General features: G+C 71.0%; 13 protein-coding genes. 5 read left to right on the plus strand and 8 right to left on the minus strand.

The window, feature by feature from the left end:
• Nucleotides 1–20 precede the first annotated feature (20 nt).
• A complete protein-coding gene (gene era, locus ACF06X_RS02360; RefSeq protein ID WP_392285286.1) occupies nt 21–962 on the plus strand; it encodes a GTPase Era in 942 nt (313 codons plus the stop codon).
• 47 nt (nt 963–1,009) lie between these two features.
• On the opposite strand, the gene ACF06X_RS02365 is transcribed toward era, so the two are convergent.
• Genes ACF06X_RS02365 through ACF06X_RS02375 form a run of 3 tightly spaced genes read right to left on the minus strand, consistent with a single transcriptional unit; the run spans nt 1,010 to nt 4,316 of the window.
• A complete protein-coding gene (locus ACF06X_RS02365) occupies nt 1,010–2,929 on the minus strand; it encodes an exo-alpha-sialidase (RefSeq protein WP_392285287.1) in 1,920 nt (639 codons plus the stop codon).
• 40 nt (nt 2,930–2,969) lie between these two features.
• Nucleotides 2,970–3,233, minus strand: coding sequence for a protealysin inhibitor emfourin (locus tag ACF06X_RS02370; protein ID WP_392285288.1), 264 nt, complete (start codon nt 3,231–3,233; stop codon nt 2,970–2,972).
• A gap of 12 nt (nt 3,234–3,245) precedes the next feature.
• Nucleotides 3,246–4,316, minus strand: a complete 1,071-nt coding sequence (locus tag ACF06X_RS02375) for a M4 family metallopeptidase (RefSeq protein ID WP_392285289.1) — start codon at nt 4,314–4,316, stop codon at nt 3,246–3,248.
• A gap of 293 nt (nt 4,317–4,609) precedes the next feature.
• Between ACF06X_RS02375 and leuA the strand changes: the two genes are divergently transcribed.
• Nucleotides 4,610–6,367 (plus strand): 2-isopropylmalate synthase, encoded by a 1,758-nt coding sequence (leuA, locus tag ACF06X_RS02380; RefSeq protein ID WP_392285290.1) that lies wholly within the window; start codon nt 4,610–4,612, stop codon nt 6,365–6,367.
• 357 nt (nt 6,368–6,724) lie between these two features.
• Nucleotides 6,725–7,384, plus strand: coding sequence for a TerB family tellurite resistance protein (locus ACF06X_RS02385; RefSeq protein WP_392285291.1), 660 nt, complete (start codon nt 6,725–6,727; stop codon nt 7,382–7,384).
• A gap of 63 nt (nt 7,385–7,447) precedes the next feature.
• Here the strand turns inward: ACF06X_RS02385 and ACF06X_RS02390 are convergent, their stop codons facing one another.
• The 5 genes from ACF06X_RS02390 to ACF06X_RS02410 all read right to left on the minus strand — a co-directional run bounded on the left by ACF06X_RS02390 (nt 7,448) and on the right by ACF06X_RS02410 (nt 14,048).
• Complete coding sequence (locus ACF06X_RS02390) at nt 7,448–8,830, minus strand: FAD-binding oxidoreductase (RefSeq protein ID WP_392285292.1); 1,383 nt, start codon at nt 8,828–8,830, stop codon at nt 7,448–7,450.
• 116 nt (nt 8,831–8,946) lie between these two features.
• The gene (locus ACF06X_RS02395; protein ID WP_392285293.1) at nt 8,947–10,716 is read right to left on the minus strand and encodes a LuxR C-terminal-related transcriptional regulator; all 1,770 of its coding nucleotides are present in this window, start codon (nt 10,714–10,716) and stop codon (nt 8,947–8,949) included.
• A 127-nt stretch (nt 10,717–10,843) separates the two neighbouring features.
• Nucleotides 10,844–12,220 carry an FAD-dependent oxidoreductase gene (locus ACF06X_RS02400; RefSeq protein ID WP_392285294.1) on the minus strand — a complete coding sequence of 459 codons (1,377 nt, stop codon included), beginning with the start codon at nt 12,218–12,220 and terminating at the stop codon, nt 10,844–10,846.
• Between the two features lie 143 nt (nt 12,221–12,363).
• Nucleotides 12,364–13,191, minus strand: a complete 828-nt coding sequence (locus ACF06X_RS02405) for a DUF3592 domain-containing protein (protein WP_392285295.1) — start codon at nt 13,189–13,191, stop codon at nt 12,364–12,366.
• Nucleotides 13,192–13,202: 11 nt separating this feature from the next.
• Entirely contained in the window at nt 13,203–14,048 is an 846-nt protein-coding gene (locus ACF06X_RS02410) for a hypothetical protein (protein ID WP_392285296.1), read from the minus strand.
• On the opposite strand from ACF06X_RS02410, the gene ACF06X_RS02415 reads away from it, so the two are divergent.
• Nucleotides 14,029–14,589: a DUF3592 domain-containing protein gene (locus ACF06X_RS02415; protein ID WP_392285297.1), complete on the plus strand. Its 561-nt coding sequence runs from the start codon at nt 14,029–14,031 to the stop codon at nt 14,587–14,589. The genes ACF06X_RS02410 and ACF06X_RS02415 overlap by 20 nt on opposite strands.
• Before the next feature lie 339 nt (nt 14,590–14,928).
• On the plus strand, nt 14,929–15,147 hold the full coding sequence (locus ACF06X_RS02420) for a hypothetical protein (protein ID WP_392285298.1): 219 nt from the start codon (nt 14,929–14,931) through the stop codon (nt 15,145–15,147).
• Nucleotides 15,148–15,201: the final 54 nt, after the last annotated feature.

A 15,201-nucleotide genomic window follows, 5' to 3' on the forward strand; every position in this document is an offset into this window, starting at 1 on the left:
CATCGGGGAGAATGGCCCCCATGAGCGCTCGTAACCAAGATTCCGAAGCCGTCCACCGGGCCGGCTTCGCCTGCTTCGTCGGCCGCCCCAACGCGGGCAAGTCCACCCTCACGAACGCTCTGGTCGGCCAGAAGGTGGCGATCACCTCCAACCGGCCCCAGACCACCCGGCACACCGTCCGCGGCATCGTGCACCGCCCGGACGCCCAGCTGATCCTCGTGGACACGCCGGGCCTCCACAAGCCGCGCACCCTCCTCGGCGAGCGTCTCAACGACATCGTGCGCACGACGTGGGCCGAGGTCGACGTCATCGGCTTCTGCCTGCCCGCCGACCAGAAGCTCGGCCCCGGCGACCGCTTCATCGCCAAGGAGCTGGCCGGGATCAAGAAGACCCCGAAGGTCGCGATCGTCACCAAGACGGACCTGGTCGACTCGAAGACCCTCGCCGAGCAGCTCATCGCCATCGACCAGCTCGGCAAGGAGCTGGGCTTCGAGTGGCAGGAGATCGTCCCGGTCTCGGCCGTCGCAGGCCAGCAGGTCCAGCTCGTCGCCGATCTGCTGATCCCGCTCCTGCCGGAGTCCCCGCCGCTCTACCCGGAGGGCGATCTCACCGACGAGCCGGAGCTGGTCATGGTCGCCGAGCTGATCCGCGAGGCGGCGCTGGAAGGCGTACGGGACGAGCTGCCGCACTCGATCGCCGTGGTGGTCGAGGAGATGATCCCCCGCGAGAACCGCCCGGCGGACAAGCCGCTGCTCGACATCCACGCGAACGTCTACATCGAGCGCCCCTCCCAGAAGGGCATCATCATCGGCCCGAAGGGCAGCCGTCTGAAGGAGGTCGGGATGAAGTCGCGCAAGCACATCGAGGCGCTGCTCGGGACCCCGGTCTTCCTCGACCTGCACGTGAAGGTCGCGAAGGACTGGCAGCGGGATCCCAAGCAGCTGCGGAAGCTCGGCTTCTAGCCGGCTCACTTCCCGCCGGCTCGGTTTCTAGCCGGTTCGGCTTCTCGTCACCAGAGGGAGGTGAAGCCGAGCCGGAGGCGCTCGGCCTCGGGCGCCACGTCCGGCGCGCTGTTGCCCGCGTTCACCGCCTCCTCGGCGGTCAGGGCCTTCGCGAAGAACCGGACTTCGTCGAGGTCGCCCCGGAAGTGTTCGAGACCGTCGGACCTCGCGCCGATGTGGAGCGTGGGGAAGCCGCCGGCGTCGATGTGACCTCCCGCCGCGGTGGGCGACGTCGTGGTGACGCCGTCCACCGAGAGCCTCAGCTCGTTGCCGGCCCGGGTGAGGACGGCGAGGTGCCACACGCCGTCGTTGTAGGCGCCGGACGTCTGCACCTGGGCCGCGCCCGCGACCGCGGAGCCGGTGTCCACGAGCGCCCGGATCCGGTTCGAGCCGGGCTCCGCGCGCAGCCAGAACTGTGGCTTCTCCGCCCCCTGGTCGTACGCCCACAGGATCGGGTGGCTGCCGCTGGTCGCGCTGTAGCGGAACCACGCGGTGACGGTGAAGTCGGAGGCGCCGATGGCCAGATCCGACGAGCAGCTCGTCGTCCGGACGTGGTCGTCGACGCCGTCGAAGGCGAGCGCCTTGCCGGTGTAACGCGTGGTGGGGACAGGGCTGCCGTCGATCAGGGGGTCGTCCCGGTAGGTGCCGGCCCCGTCAGCGGTGCGAAGCCCCCGAGGGACGGTCGCCCCCGCGACCAGCTGCTCCTCCGTGAAGGAGGTGAACCGGACATTGCCGTGCGAGGTGTGGGTGGCCGTCTCGTAGACCATGCCGACCTTCTTCGGCGCCATCAGGCTCATGTCGGAGTAGCCCGCCATGCCGGGCACGGCCAGCATGCCGGTGGCCGACCAGGTGCCGTCGAGCTCCTTGCTCATGGAGCGGATGGTGAGGTCCTGACGGTCCAGGGCCGAGCCGCCGGAGCGCGCGGGGGCGGAGAACAGGATCCGGTCGGACGCGTCCCCCATGTCGGTGGCGGTCAGGCGCAGCAGCGAACCGTAGACCGGGGGTGTGTCGAGACCGGCCACCGGCTTGAAGCCGTCGGCCGTGAAGGTCTGGCCGCCGTCCGTCGACGTGGCCGCCAGACGGCGCTCGTTGTATCCGCACGCGGCCGAGTTGCGCGCGTTGACGTAGAGCGAGCCGTCGGTCCGCTCGACGACGGCGGGCTCCCGCGGGTACTGCGGTATGCGCTGCCCGGTCACCGGGCCGGTCGTCTCGTAGACGGCGCCCATGTGCCAGGTCAGTCCGCCGTCGTCGCTGTAGTACAGCTGGGCGCCGAAGAGATTGTCGGCCTTGGAGCCGTCGTGGTCCCCGGTGATGACGAGCCGGCCGTGGTGCTCCCCCCGGCTGAGCTGGATGCCGTGGCCGGGTCCCGGCGCGACCCACCGCCAGTGATCCTTCCTGAGCCCCGGGATCGCCGCGCCTCCCGTCCAGGTCTTTCCCTCGTCCATGCTGTTGACGACGTGCACGGTGCGCGGGCCGCGTTCGGCATCGGGCGTCTCGGGCGTGCCCGCGGCGTACATGAGGGAGACGCGGCCGGTCACAGCGTCCACGACCGGCACGGCGTTGCCGTTGGAGAGCTCGTCGTTCGCGCCGACGACCTTGACCAGCGGCCCCCAGTTCTGACCGCCGTCGAGGGACTTCTTCATGACGATGTCGTTGTGGCCGCCGTCCGCGCAGCCGCTGACGCGGCCTTCGGCGAACGCGAGCAGCGCACCGGACTTCGTGGTGACGAGTGAGGGGATGCGGAAACAGGTGTAGCCCTCGGTGCCCACGGCGAAGGGGGTCGTGACGTTTGCCGGGGTCGAGGCCGCCGCCATCGACGCCGACGCGGGTGGCGCGGCCGAGGGAACGAGCGCGACGGCGGCCAGAAGGGCCAGCGCCCACACGCCGAGCCACACGCGCGGTCTGGAGCGAGAGTGATCATGAATCATGACCTGGATGTTCGCACAACTGTCGGAAATCCAGATCCGCTTACGCCCCCTCCTTCAGGGCCTTCCGGATCAGGGCCCGCTGCACCTGCGTCAGGTGGGGATCCCCGCAGCGGACCGTGTCGCCGTCGATCGTGATCTCGTACGAGAACCCGTCCGGCACCCCCGGGCCGTCGTCCCCACCGTCTCTGAGGACCGCGGCGGCCAGGGTGTGCCACTCCACCGCGTCCGGCACGGCCGAGGTGTCCACCTCGGCCGTCCGCTCGATGCCCGCGAAGCCGCCGGTACGCCGCACTCGAATACGCATGCGCTCTGTCTATCAGTCCGTCGGTACGCCCACGGCCGTCCAGGCCTTCAGCACTGCCTGGATCTCCGCCCCGTCTCCGTACCGCGCCTTCGCCGCCTTCGCCGTCGCCCGCGCGAACTCGGTGAACCGGGTCTCGGGCATCAGCGTGCCGCCGGTCATCACGTCGTACCAGATCTGGCCGGCCCGCTCCCAGGCGTTGCCGCCCAGCTCGGTCGCCGCCAGGTAGAAGGCGTGATTGGGAATGCCGGAGTTGATGTGCACCCCGCCGTTGTCGCTGCTGGTACGGACGTAGTCGTCCATGTGCCCCGGCTGCGGGTCCTTGCCCAGGACGTCGTCGTCGTACGCCGTGCCCGGCGCCTTCATCGAGCGCAGCGCCACGCCCTGGACGTTCTCGTGGAGCAGACCCTCGCCGATCAGCCAGTCGGCGTCGGCGGCGCTCTGTCCGAGCGTGTACTGCTTCACCAGCGAGCCGAAGACGTCCGAGACCGACTCGTTGAGCGCCCCGGACTGGCTGTAGTACTCCAGATTGGCGGTGAACTGCGTGAAGCCGTGGGTCAGCTCGTGGCCGATCACGTCCACCGGCACGGTGAAGTCGAGGAAGATCTCGTCGTCGCCGTCGCCGAACACCATCTGCTCGCCGTTCCAGAAGGCGTTCGCGTAGTTCCGGTCGTAGTGGACGGTCGCGAGCAGCTTCATCCCGGCGCCGTCCATCGAGTTCCGGCCGTAGGCCTTCAGGAAGAGGTCGAAGGTGGCGCCGAGTCCGGCGTACGCGCGGTTGACGGTCGCGTCCCCCGTCGGCTCCGCGCCCTCTTCCCGCACCGCGACGCCCGGCAGGGCGGTGCCGTGCTCGGCGTCGTACACCGTGCGCCGGGGCTTGGCGGCCTCGTCCGGGGCCGGCGCGGGGGCGACGGTGGGCGCGGCGAGGCGGCGCGCGGTCCGCTGGGCGGCGTCGGCGACCAGGGTGCGGCGGGCGGTCTCGGCGATCGCCGGGTTCCCGGACCGGGCCAGCCGCTCCAGCAGGTGCGGCGGCACGATCGTGCAGAAGACGGGGGCGGGGGAGCGGCGATCCGCGGAGGAGGTCATGCCAGCAATGTGGCAGCCCGTCACGTCACTGTCACTACGTGCGACGATGATCCGCGAAATGGAGTGATTCGTCACCTTTTCCGATTGTCACCCCGACCGTCCCGCATACTGAAACAGGACGTCCGGCCTCCGCCGACCTGAGCTAGGCTGCGGCACATCATGCGTTTCGGGCTGCTTCTCCTTAGCTGCCGCGGCGAGGGCCTGTAGTCGTAGGCCGACCCCCTCCCCGCGGGACCTGGTGTTGCGTTCGACAGTCGGCCGTCCCTCCCGCTGGACCCGAGGAGCCCTACGCAATGTCCCAGCCTGTTGGTCGCCCCACGCCCATCACCAACGCCACCCACATGCAGAAGCCGTCCGGGATGCCGATCCACAAGTACGGCCGGTACGAGGCCGTGCACATCCCCGATCGCACCTGGCCCGAGCAGCGCATCACCAAGGCTCCGCGCTGGCTGTCGACCGACCTGCGCGACGGCAACCAGGCCCTGATCGACCCGATGTCCCCCGCCCGCAAGCGCGAGATGTTCGACCTGCTGGTGCGCATGGGCTACAAGGAGATCGAGGTCGGCTTCCCCTCCTCCGGCGAGACCGACTTCGCCTTCGTGCGCTCCATCATCGAAGAGGGCGCGATCCCGGACGACGTCACCATCTCCGTACTGACCCAGGCCCGCGAGGACCTGATCGAGCGGACCGTGGAGTCCCTGGTCGGCGCCAAGCGCGCCACCGTCCACCTCTACAACGCCACCGCGCCCACCTTCCGCCGGGTCGTCTTCCGCGGCTCGAAGGAGCAGATCAAGCAGATCGCCGTCGACGGCACCCGCCTGGTCATGGAGTACGCGGACAAGCTGCTGGGCGACGAGACGATCTTCGGCTACCAGTACAGCCCGGAGATCTTCACCGACACCGAGCTGGACTTCGCCCTGGAGGTCTGCGAGGCGGTCTGTGACGTCTGGCAGCCCGAAGAGGGCCGCGAGATCATCCTGAACCTGCCCGCCACCGTGGAGCGTTCGACGCCGTCCACCCACGCGGACCGGTTCGAGTGGATGTCCCGGAACCTGACCCGCCGCCCGTACATCTGCCTGTCCGTCCACCCGCACAACGACCGCGGCACGGCGGTCGCGGCGGCCGAGCTGGCCATCATGGCCGGCGCCGACCGTATCGAGGGATGTCTGTTCGGCCAGGGCGAGCGAACCGGAAACGTCGACCTGGTGACGCTGGGCATGAACCTGTTCTCGCAGGGCGTGGACCCGCAGATCGACTTCTCGCAGATCGACGAGATCCGCCGCACCTCCGAGTACTGCAACCAGATGGAGGTCCACCCGCGCCACCCCTACGCGGGCGACCTGGTCTACACCGCCTTCTCCGGCTCCCACCAGGACGCCATCAAGAAGGGCTTCGACGCGATGGAGGCCGACGCGGCCGCCGCCGGCAAGACCGTCGACGAGATCGAGTGGGCCGTGCCGTACCTGCCCATCGACCCGAAGGACGTCGGCCGCTCCTACGAGGCCGTCATCCGGGTCAACTCGCAGTCCGGCAAGGGCGGTATCGCGTACGTCCTGAAGAACGACCACAAGCTGGACCTGCCGCGCCGGATGCAGATCGAGTTCTCGAAGATCATCCAGCAGAAGACGGACACCGAGGGCGGCGAGGTCACCCCGGCCGCGATCTGGTCGGTCTTCCAGGACGAGTACCTGCCGAACCCGGACAACGCCTGGGGCCGCGTCCAGCTGCGCTCGGGCCAGACGACGTCCGACACGGACGGCACCGACACCCTGACCGTCGAGGCGGTCGTGGACGGCGTCGACACCGTGCTGACCGGATCCGGCAACGGTCCGATCTCGGCCTTCTTCGCCGCCCTGCAGACGATCGGCGTGGACGCCCGCCTGCTGGACTACCAGGAGCACACGATGAGCGAGGGCGCCTCCGCGCAGGCCGCCTCGTACATCGAGTGCGCCATCGACGGCAAGGTCCTGTGGGGCGTCGGCATCGACGCCAACACCACCCGCGCCTCGCTGAAGGCGGTCATCTCCGCCGTCAACCGCGCCTCGCGCTGACCACCGGCGGTGGGCCTGGCGGTGCCCCGCGTCCCGTCCGGGGCGCGGGGCACCGCCACCCCTGAGGGTGACCTCGCCGCCGCGACGGTTCTGGTCGGCCGCGGACGGGTCTCGTACCCCCCTCGCGGCCGCGGGACCGGCCCCTCCCGGCGCGCTGACCGCGTCTTTCGGGCTCGGTACGCCTCCCGGAGGCGTACCGGGCCTGAGGCGTGTCTCGGCCAAGTCGTCGTCGATCTGGCGACAAGGTGCTGACGCCACATCACAGATGTGGTTAACATCACGCCCACATCGGCAACGCTGCCGGGTCGTCAAGGGAGGTGCGGCGTGCGGTCTGCCCGAGAGTCACGTAGTCGAAAAATGGGCGTCTGCGGCATTCGTACTTCTTGGAACACCGTCGGGGACGGCGAGTTCTTCTGCGAGGAGTGCGGCGGGGACCGCAACTACCGGCGCCGTACGGGCCGTCGGCGGTTCGCCGTCCTGGGGGTGCCGGTGCTGCCCCGAGGCCAGGCCGGGCCGATCGTCGAATGCGCCGCCTGCCACACGCGCTTCGGCACCGAGGTCCTCGACCATCCGACGACGAGCCGCTTCTCCGCGATGCTCCGCGACGCCGTCCACACCGTCGCCCTGGCCGTCCTCGCGGCCGGCGGCACCTCCTCCCGTACGGCGGTGGACACCGCGGTCTCGGCGGTCCGCGCCGCCGGGTTCGACGAGTGCACCGGCGTCCAGCTGACCGACCTCGTCGAGGCGCTCGCGGCCGACACCGGCCGCTTCCTGCCGGAGGTGGGCAGCGGGGGCGCCGCTCTCGCCATCGAGCTCCACGAGGCGCTGGAGCCCCTCACTCCGCACCTGTCCCCCTCCGGGCGGGAGTCGATCCTGCTCCAGGGAGCGCGGATCGCCCTCGCGGACGGGGCGTACAGCCCGGCGGAGCGGGAGGTGCTGTGCACCGTGGGCAACGCGCTGGCGCTGTGCGCCGACGACACCGCCCGGCTGCTCGCCTCCGCGCGGACGCTGCTCTGATCCGAGGGGTACGTCTGATCTGAGAGGTACGGGAGCCCTCCGCGCGGTCCTCGACGGCGTCTCCTACGGCGCGATGTTGTGGTTGAGGCGGAAGAGGTTGTCGGGGTCGTAGCGGCGCTTGACCGCGCGCAACCGGTCGTAGTTCTGCCGGTAGTTGGCCCGTACCCGGTCCTGGTCGTCGGTGTCCATGAAGTTGATGTAGCCGGCTTCCTGGGTGTGCGGACGCAGCGCGTGGTCGTACGCCCGGGTCCAGGCGATGTTCCGCTCCGTGTCGGCGGGGTCGGTGTAGCTGGCGCCGAAGGCGGTGGAGAAGGCGGCGTCGCGGTAGGCGAACGCGGTGTCCTCGGCCCCGACCCGGTGGCAGGCCCCGTCGATCGGGAAGATCGCGGTGTCGGACTGCATCGAGGGGATCGTCTCGCCGAAAGCCATGTGGACGTCGATGGCGCCGTCCGTCAGTTCACGGCTGAAGTTCCCCTTCCAGTAGTGGTACAGGCCCGGCGGCAGGTCCTCGTCGAAGAGGGTGTTGATCACCGGGTACGGCATCCGGTCGACGGCCTCGCCGATGACCGGCCCGAGCGCGGCGAGGCGGGCGCGGACCTTCTCGTCCTCCTCGGCGGGGCCGGTGAAGCAGACCGCGACCCCGCAGACGGGACGGCCCTGCCAGCGCTCCGGCAGGAACGGCAGCTGCGGTCCGAGCATCGTCACGAGGAGGGTGTTCAGCTCCTCCGGCGCCTCGGCGTTCAGTTCGCGCCAGCGGCGTGGCACCTCCCCGTCGAGCGGGAAGATCATGATCCCGCCGAGGACGTCCGAGACCGGGTGCAGCCGGAACTCGAACGACGTGACGACACCGAAGTTGCCACCGCCGCCGCGCAGCGCCCAGAAGAGGTCGGGGTGCCGCTCGGCGTCGCAGGTGACGAGGGTGCCCTCGGCGGTGACGACATCGGCCGAGAGGAGGTTGTCGCAGCTCAGGCCGTAGCGGCGGGAGAGGTGGCCCATACCGCCGCCGAGGGTCAGGCCGCCGACGCCGGTCGTGGAGATGACCCCGCCGGTGGTGGCGAGGCCGAAGGCGTGGGTGGCGTGGTTGAAGTCGCCCCAGGTGCAGCCGCCCTCGGCGCGGGCGGTACGGGCCGCGGGGTCCACCCGGACCCCGCGCATCCGGGACAGGTCGACGACGAGGCCGTCGTCGACCGTGCCGTACCCGGCGACGGCGTGGCTGCCGCCGCGGACGGCGAGCGGCAGTTCGTTGTCCCGGGCGAAGAGGACGCCGGCGATCACGTCCCCGGCGTCCGCGGCCCGCACGACGACGGCCGGACGGCGGTCGTGGAGGGCGTTGTAGACCCGTCGGGCCTCCTCGTAGGCGGGGTCGCCGGGGACGACGACCTCACCACGGACGGCGCCGCGCAGGAGGTCGAGGGAGAGTTCGGTGGGGAGAGCGGTGGTGTTCATGGACCCGTTGTAGGCGTGGCGGCGGGGCGCGGGCATCGCCCGAACCACCCATGTGGGGGGCGGGGCGGAGATGGGCGGATCAGCCCATGCGGGCCGGTCCGGCGCGGGGCCTCCCCCTAGGTCAGGTCGTGGGCGTAGGCGTAGGCCGTGGCGGCGGCGCGGGAGGTGACGTGCAGCTTGGCGAAGATGTTGTTCAGGTGCCGGGCGACCGTGTGTTCGCTGATCACCAGGGTCCGGGCGATGTCCTTGTTGGTGCTGCCCGCCGCGACCAGCCGCAGCACCTCGGCCTCCCGGCTCGTGAGACCGCCGGGCAGCGCCCCGCGCGGCCCCGGCCGCCCCGCCAGCAGGGCCGCCGCGCGGCGCGCGTCCGGGGCGGCGCCGAGGCGTTCGAACGTCGCCCGGGCCGCCGCGAGCTCCAGCCGGGCGGCCTCCTCGTCACCCGCCGCCCGGTCGGCGGCGGCCAGCAGCATCCGTACCTGTGCGGCTTCGTACGGGATGCGCAGCTCCAGCCAGGCCCCCAGGGCCCGGCGCAGCGAACGCTGCGCCGGCTCCCGCCGGGCGAGCGCGAGGGCGCCACGGGCGCTGTCGGCCATCGCGCCGAGGAGCGGGGTGTCCGGGGCGAGCGCCGCCAGCCCGGCCACGGCGGTGGCCGCGCCGTCGACGTCGCCGACGGCGAGCGCCACCTCCATCTGCGCGGCGAGGAGCCGGGCCCGGCCGATGAGGTCGTGGCGCGGGTCGCTCTGGCAGGCCAGCGCGAGCCTCAGGCCGGTCACGGCGGCGTCGGCCTTGCCCTGGGCGAGCCTGAGCAGCGCGAGCCCCGGCTGGGGGATCCGGCCCAGCTCGTGGGCGTGCGCGTACGAGACGGCGGCCTCGTCGAGCCGACCCTGGCGCCGCCGGATCTCCCCGGCCGCGTAGTGCGCCTCGGCGGCGGCCTCCAGGCTGTCGACCATGACCTCCGCGCAGACCCGCCCGGCCTCGGCCTCGGCGAGCGTCCACGCCCCGAGCAGGTCGAGCACCTCGACGTGGTGGATCCGGCACAGCCCCCGGAACGGATTGTCGGTCAGCGGCACAGGCCGCCCGTCCGGGCGACGGGCGTCGTCCGGGCCGGCGAGGGTCCGGGGCGTCGGGGGCGTCGGGGGCCACGGGGGTTCGCACCAGGTCATCGCCGCGTGGGTCCATTCCACCGCGCGGCCGAAGTCCGCCGCCTCCATGCACTGGGTGAGGGCCAGGCAGTACAGCCAGCCGGTGAACATGCCGCTCAACTCGCCCGCCATGACCGAGCACATCGCGTCGTCGAGGAGCGAAAACCCCTCTCTCCTGCGGCCGTTCGCCAGCAGGACGGCCGCGTGGGCCTGGCGGCTCAGGGCGATCAGGTCGGGGCTGCCCGAGCGGCCCGCGAGGTCGTCCATGCGCCGCGCCGCCGCGAGCGCCGCGCCCGGGTCGCGGTGCTCCTGGGCCTCCTCGGCGTCCGTCCAGGCGAGGTAGCACTGCTCGGGGCAGTCCGGCGGTGCCTGCTCCAGGTGGTGGCGGGCCCGCCGCAGCCAGCCCGCCGCGGCCGCCGGCCGGCCCAGGCAGCGGTACTCGAAGTGCAGCCACCACGCCGCGTGCCCCGCCCCCCGGTGATCGTCCGCCGCCACGTACCCGGCGTGCGCCCGCAGCCGGGCGGCCACCGATTCGTCCACGTGCCCCGCCCACCAGGAGGCGTCGGCGAGGAGGTCCAGGTCGTCCGGGGCCAGGGCGGCGGAGGGGTGCCGGTCGGCCTCGTACAGCAGGACGTACGCCTCGGCCCACGACTCCCTGGCCGCCGCCTCCCGCGCCCGCTCTACTACGGAGGCGGTGGAAGCGGTCGGGACGGTGCCGGCCGCCTGATCGACGGGAACGGCCATGGCCGCTCACTTCCCTTCCGGGCCCTTCGCAGGCTCTTCCAGGATAGGAGCGGCCGCCTCACCGCGCCCGTACTCCCGTCATCGTGGCGTACGAGCCGGGCCTGGGCCCGGCGGGTGCTGCCGGGTACTACTTCGGGGTGACGGCGTTGCTGGCCTTCAGCATGTCGTCCCGCTCGACGATCTTCACGCGCTCGCGGCCCTGCGGCTCGCCCAGCGCCTTCTCGGCGGCGTCCAGGGCGTACCAGCCCTCCCACGTCGTGTACGTGACGCCCTTCTCCTCCAGGAAGGAGACGACCGCCTCGGCCTCCGGGGTCTCCGGCGTGAGCAGCCGCCCGTGGGCGAAGTCGTCGAGGAGGTTGGCGACGGTCTCGTTGGCGTCGCCCTTGGTGTGGCCGATGAGGCCGACCGGGCCGCGCCGGATCCAGCCGGTGACGTACGTGGACGCCAGGTGCTCGCCGCTCTCCTCGATCACGCGGCCGCCGGCGTCCGGGACGGTGCCGGAGGCGGTGTCCCAGGGCAGCTTGGGCAGCTCGTCGGAGAGGTAGCCGACGGCCCGGTAGACGGCCTGGACGTCCCAGTCGGTGGTCCGGCCGGTGCCCTTGACGTTGCCGGTGCCGTCGAGCTCGGTGCGCTCGGTGCGCAGGCCGACGACCTTGCCGTCCTCGCCGAGGATCTCGGCCGGCGACTCGAAGAAGTGCAGGAAGAGCTTGTGCGGGCGGTCGCCGACGTCGCGGATCGCCCAGTTCTCCAGGGTCTTGGCGACCATGTCGGTCTGCTTGTTCTTGCGCCGCTCGGCGATCGAACCCTCGTCGTAGTCGATGTCCTCGGGGTTGACGATGACCTCGATGTTCGGCGAGTGGTCCAGCTCGCGCAGCTCCATGGGGCTGAACTTGGCCTGCGCCGGGCCGCGACGGCCGAAGACGTGGATCTCCAGGGCCTTGTTCGCCTTGAGGCCGTCGTAGACGTTCGGCGGGATCTCGGTCGGCAGCAGCTCCTCCGCGGTCTTGGCGAGGATCCGCGCGATGTCGAGGGCCACGTTGCCGACACCGAGGACGGCGACCTTCTCGGCGTGCAGCGGCCAGGTGCGCGGCACGTCGGGGTGACCGTCGTACCAGGAGGCGAAGTCGGCGGCGCCGTAGGACCCGTCGAGCTCGACGCCGGGGATGCGGAGCTCGCGGTCGGCCATGGCGCCGGTCGAGAAGACGACGGCGTCGTAGAAGGCGCGCAGGTCGTCGAGGTGGACGTCGGTGCCGTACTCGACGTTGCCGAAGAGGCGGACCTGCGGCTTGTCGAGCACCTGGTGGAGGGCGGTGATGATGCCCTTGATGCGGGGGTGGTCGGGAGCGACGCCGTAACGGATGAGACCGAAGGGGGCCGGCATCCGCTCGAAGAGGTCGATCGACACGCCCGGCTCGGCGGCGGCCTCGGACTTCAGCAGCGCGTCAGCGGCATAGATTCCGGCGGGGCCGGCGCCGACGATCGCGACCCGGAGAGGGCGGGGCATGTCAGGTTCCCTTCGCAAGCGACGTGACGACGATGACTGTCGTCACTTAGGTCACCCTAAATAACGTCTTGCGCGGGCCGGTACCCGCCCCCGGTCTATGACCTCATAAGGCGGGCTTATGGGATCCCAAAGAGAAGCGGGACCTAGCCGCCGAAGGCGGGGAGCACGAGGAGCACCGTTCCGTAGCCGAGGGCGGCGGCGATGGCGACGGCGCCCAGGCCGAAGAACACGGCCCAGAACGCGTCGGACCACCCTTGGTGGACGGTCGAGCGCTTGGGGTTCCGGGGGTGATAGGAGACACGGACGGTCTCGCCGGTGCGCTTGGCATAGATGGCGCGGGTCCTGCCGTTGATGTCCGTGTACGCGTGCGTGTTCCTGCCGTCGAGGGAGACCCATTTCGCGTTGACCGTGATGCCGTAGCGGGGCAGGTACCAGTTGTCCCACGCCAGCCACATCGCCGCGAAGGCGAAGAAGGCGACCGCCGTGGCGAGGGCGCCGAGGGCCAGCGTCCCGAGGGCGCGGCCCACCTCCCCTCCGACGACCCCGACGGTCACGGAGAGGGCGACGAGTACGAGACCGGCGGCGATCGCCGCCCGCTTGAAGAGGATCAACACCGTGTCCTCGTCGTCCTCGTCGTCCGCTTCGGGAGTCTTCAGGCTGCGGATGGTGACGAGCGTGGAGCCGTCGACCGCCTCCTCCCCGGCGGAGCGTGCGGGCAGCGCGCCGTTCACGGCGTCGGCGAACACGGTGGCGGCGGCCCCGCTCACGTCCTTGACCTGGTACACGGTCGGCTCGACGCCGGCCGGGGCCGTCAGCTCGACGGCGACGGCCCGCCTCTCGGCCCGGACCCGTGCGATCGCCGCGAAGGGGATGCGCAGTTCCCGGTCCGGGTCGGTCAGGAACAGCTCGTCGTCCTCGGCGCGGAGCTCGGTGTCCCCGTTGCCGCGGAGGAGGGGGATTGGGGAAGTCATCGACATGCCCGTCACCCGCCGAACGCGGGGAGTGCGAGGAGCACCGTCCCGTAGTCGATGAGTGCCGCGATGCCGGCGAAGAACAGGAACACGATCAGGCCCCCCACTCCCATACCGCTCCTCCCGTTGCAGACGACCGCGATCTGCGGCTTCCGTGGGTGGTAGGCGACCCGGGGTACGGTCCCGTCCTTGGAAGAGCCGGAGACGTAACGGGTCACGCCGTTCGTGTCCATGTACGCGTTGGTGGTCGTGCCGTTCCGGTAGACCTGCTGCCCGTCCACGGTGATGCCGTAGCGGGGCAGGTACCACTCCTCCCACACCGACCCCAGACCCGTGCAGGCGAGGAACGTGGCTCCCACACCGAGCTCCCCGAGCAGCAGCGTCGCGATTCCGCGGCCCCAGTTCTTGTCGAGCACCCCGACGACCACGGCGAGGGCCGCGACCACGACGGCCACGGCGTAGGCCGTCCGCACGGCGCCGGTGGCCCACCCTCGCGCTTCCTCCTCCTCGCCTTCGTCCTCGTCGCCGGACGTCAGACTCCGGGTGACGACGAGCGTGGAACCGTCCACCGTCTCCTCCCCTTCCGCGCGTTCCGGCAGTGCGGCGTTCACGGCGTCGGCGAAGACGGTGGCGGCGGCCGCGCTCACGTCCTTGATCCGGTACACGGTCGGCTCGGCCCCCGCCGGGGCGGTCAACTCGACGGCGAGGTCACGCCTTTCGGCGCGGACGCGCGCGATCGCCGCGAGCGGGATACGCACCACGTCGTCCGGGCGACGCAACGACAGCTCATCGCCGTCGCGGCGGAGTTCGGTGCCCTTGTCGCCCCGGAGGACGGGTATGGGCGAAGTGATCGACATGCGCGTGATCGTAGGGTGCGAAGTCCCGCTGGTGAAAGGGGAGTGGGGGTTCCGGTCGGGTCCTGTGGTGCCGTACGGTCCGCCTGTGAACTTGGTGACTGCAGTGCTCGTTTGTTTCATCATCGCGTCCGTGCCGGTCTTCATCTTCGGCCTGATGCTGATCGCCGGCGAGCGGGACGAACTGAAGAAGATGACGGAGCTGAACGAATCCGGTATCGAGGTCCAGGCGCGCCTGGTGAGCCTGACGCCGATCAACACGCAGGGCACCGGGCGCGTGATTTACGAGTTCGAGACTCCGGACGGCCAGAACGCCCGGCACCAGACGGGCGTGTCGATGGGTCCCGCGCACGTGGTCGGCGACCTGTACCCGCTGGTCTACGACCCGCGGAACACCAAGCGCGTGCACATGGGAACGAAGGCGACGGTCCGCAAGGAGCGCAGGTTCCGCCAGGGCTCCGTGCGGGGTGCGAAGCGGCTTGCGCTGCTGTCCTTCGTGGCGGGCGTGATGGCGACGGTGGGGCTGATCGTCAGCCCCTCCTGACCCCCGCGCTGCGCCACATTCAGCGCTGCGGATTTCGGATTCCCTGTTCGAACCGACCGATACATCCGCCGGAAACGAACACCCGCTCGGCGGTTAACTCCCCAAATCTACAACCCAGTTGTAGGGCCTGCGCATCTGCCGAGTCTACGGATCCCGTACCACCCTGGAGGCGGTAAACGGGAAATGGATTCGGAGAGGGATGAGTTGGTGAAGGAACAACAAGAGCGACCGGTGAAGGCAACCGTGCCGGCCGCTCGTCGAATGGGGACGCTGCACCGTGGAAACGGCGCGCCGGCCGACCGCCGTCGTCGCCGTCGTATCGGGGGAAGGTGGCAGGGAATGACGAAGCTGCCCATCGGGTCGTACGTCGTCGAGATCCGTACCGGACGGGTCGGGACCGTCATGGGGCACGAGGGCCCGTACCTCCAGCTCAGGCCGCTCGGCGGCGGGCGGGAGTGGGACTGCGAGCCGGAGGGCGTCCGGGCGGCGACGGTCTCCGAGCGGGTGAGTGCGGCGACGGCCCACGCGAACGCCCGGAGCCGGGGCGAGGTGCCCTGAAGGGCGGCGGTCCGGTCCGGCGGGGCCGGGGGCGGACGGACGAAGGGGGACGCC

The organism is Streptomyces sp. NPDC015346 (assembly GCF_043078785.1).
Taxonomy (GTDB): Bacteria; Actinomycetota; Actinomycetes; order Streptomycetales; family Streptomycetaceae; genus Streptomyces.

Coding starts and splice junctions, on each gene's coding strand:
- era (WP_392285286.1), top strand. CDS start 21: ATGAGCGCTCGTAACCAAGATTCCGAAGCCGTCCACCGGGCCGGCTTC.
- ACF06X_RS02365 (WP_392285287.1), bottom strand. CDS start 2,929: ATGATTCATGATCACTCTCGCTCCAGACCGCGCGTGTGGCTCGGCGTG.
- ACF06X_RS02370 (WP_392285288.1), bottom strand. CDS start 3,233: ATGCGTATTCGAGTGCGGCGTACCGGCGGCTTCGCGGGCATCGAGCGG.
- ACF06X_RS02375 (WP_392285289.1), bottom strand. CDS start 4,316: ATGACCTCCTCCGCGGATCGCCGCTCCCCCGCCCCCGTCTTCTGCACG.
- leuA (WP_392285290.1), top strand. CDS start 4,610: ATGTCCCAGCCTGTTGGTCGCCCCACGCCCATCACCAACGCCACCCAC.
- ACF06X_RS02385 (WP_392285291.1), top strand. CDS start 6,725: ATGGGCGTCTGCGGCATTCGTACTTCTTGGAACACCGTCGGGGACGGC.
- ACF06X_RS02390 (WP_392285292.1), bottom strand. CDS start 8,830: ATGAACACCACCGCTCTCCCCACCGAACTCTCCCTCGACCTCCTGCGC.
- ACF06X_RS02395 (WP_392285293.1), bottom strand. CDS start 10,716: ATGGCCGTTCCCGTCGATCAGGCGGCCGGCACCGTCCCGACCGCTTCC.
- ACF06X_RS02400 (WP_392285294.1), bottom strand. CDS start 12,220: ATGCCCCGCCCTCTCCGGGTCGCGATCGTCGGCGCCGGCCCCGCCGGA.
- ACF06X_RS02405 (WP_392285295.1), bottom strand. CDS start 13,191: ATGACTTCCCCAATCCCCCTCCTCCGCGGCAACGGGGACACCGAGCTC.
- ACF06X_RS02415 (WP_392285297.1), top strand. CDS start 14,029: ATGGGCGAAGTGATCGACATGCGCGTGATCGTAGGGTGCGAAGTCCCG.
- ACF06X_RS02410 (WP_392285296.1), bottom strand. CDS start 14,048: ATGTCGATCACTTCGCCCATACCCGTCCTCCGGGGCGACAAGGGCACC.
- ACF06X_RS02420 (WP_392285298.1), top strand. CDS start 14,929: ATGACGAAGCTGCCCATCGGGTCGTACGTCGTCGAGATCCGTACCGGA.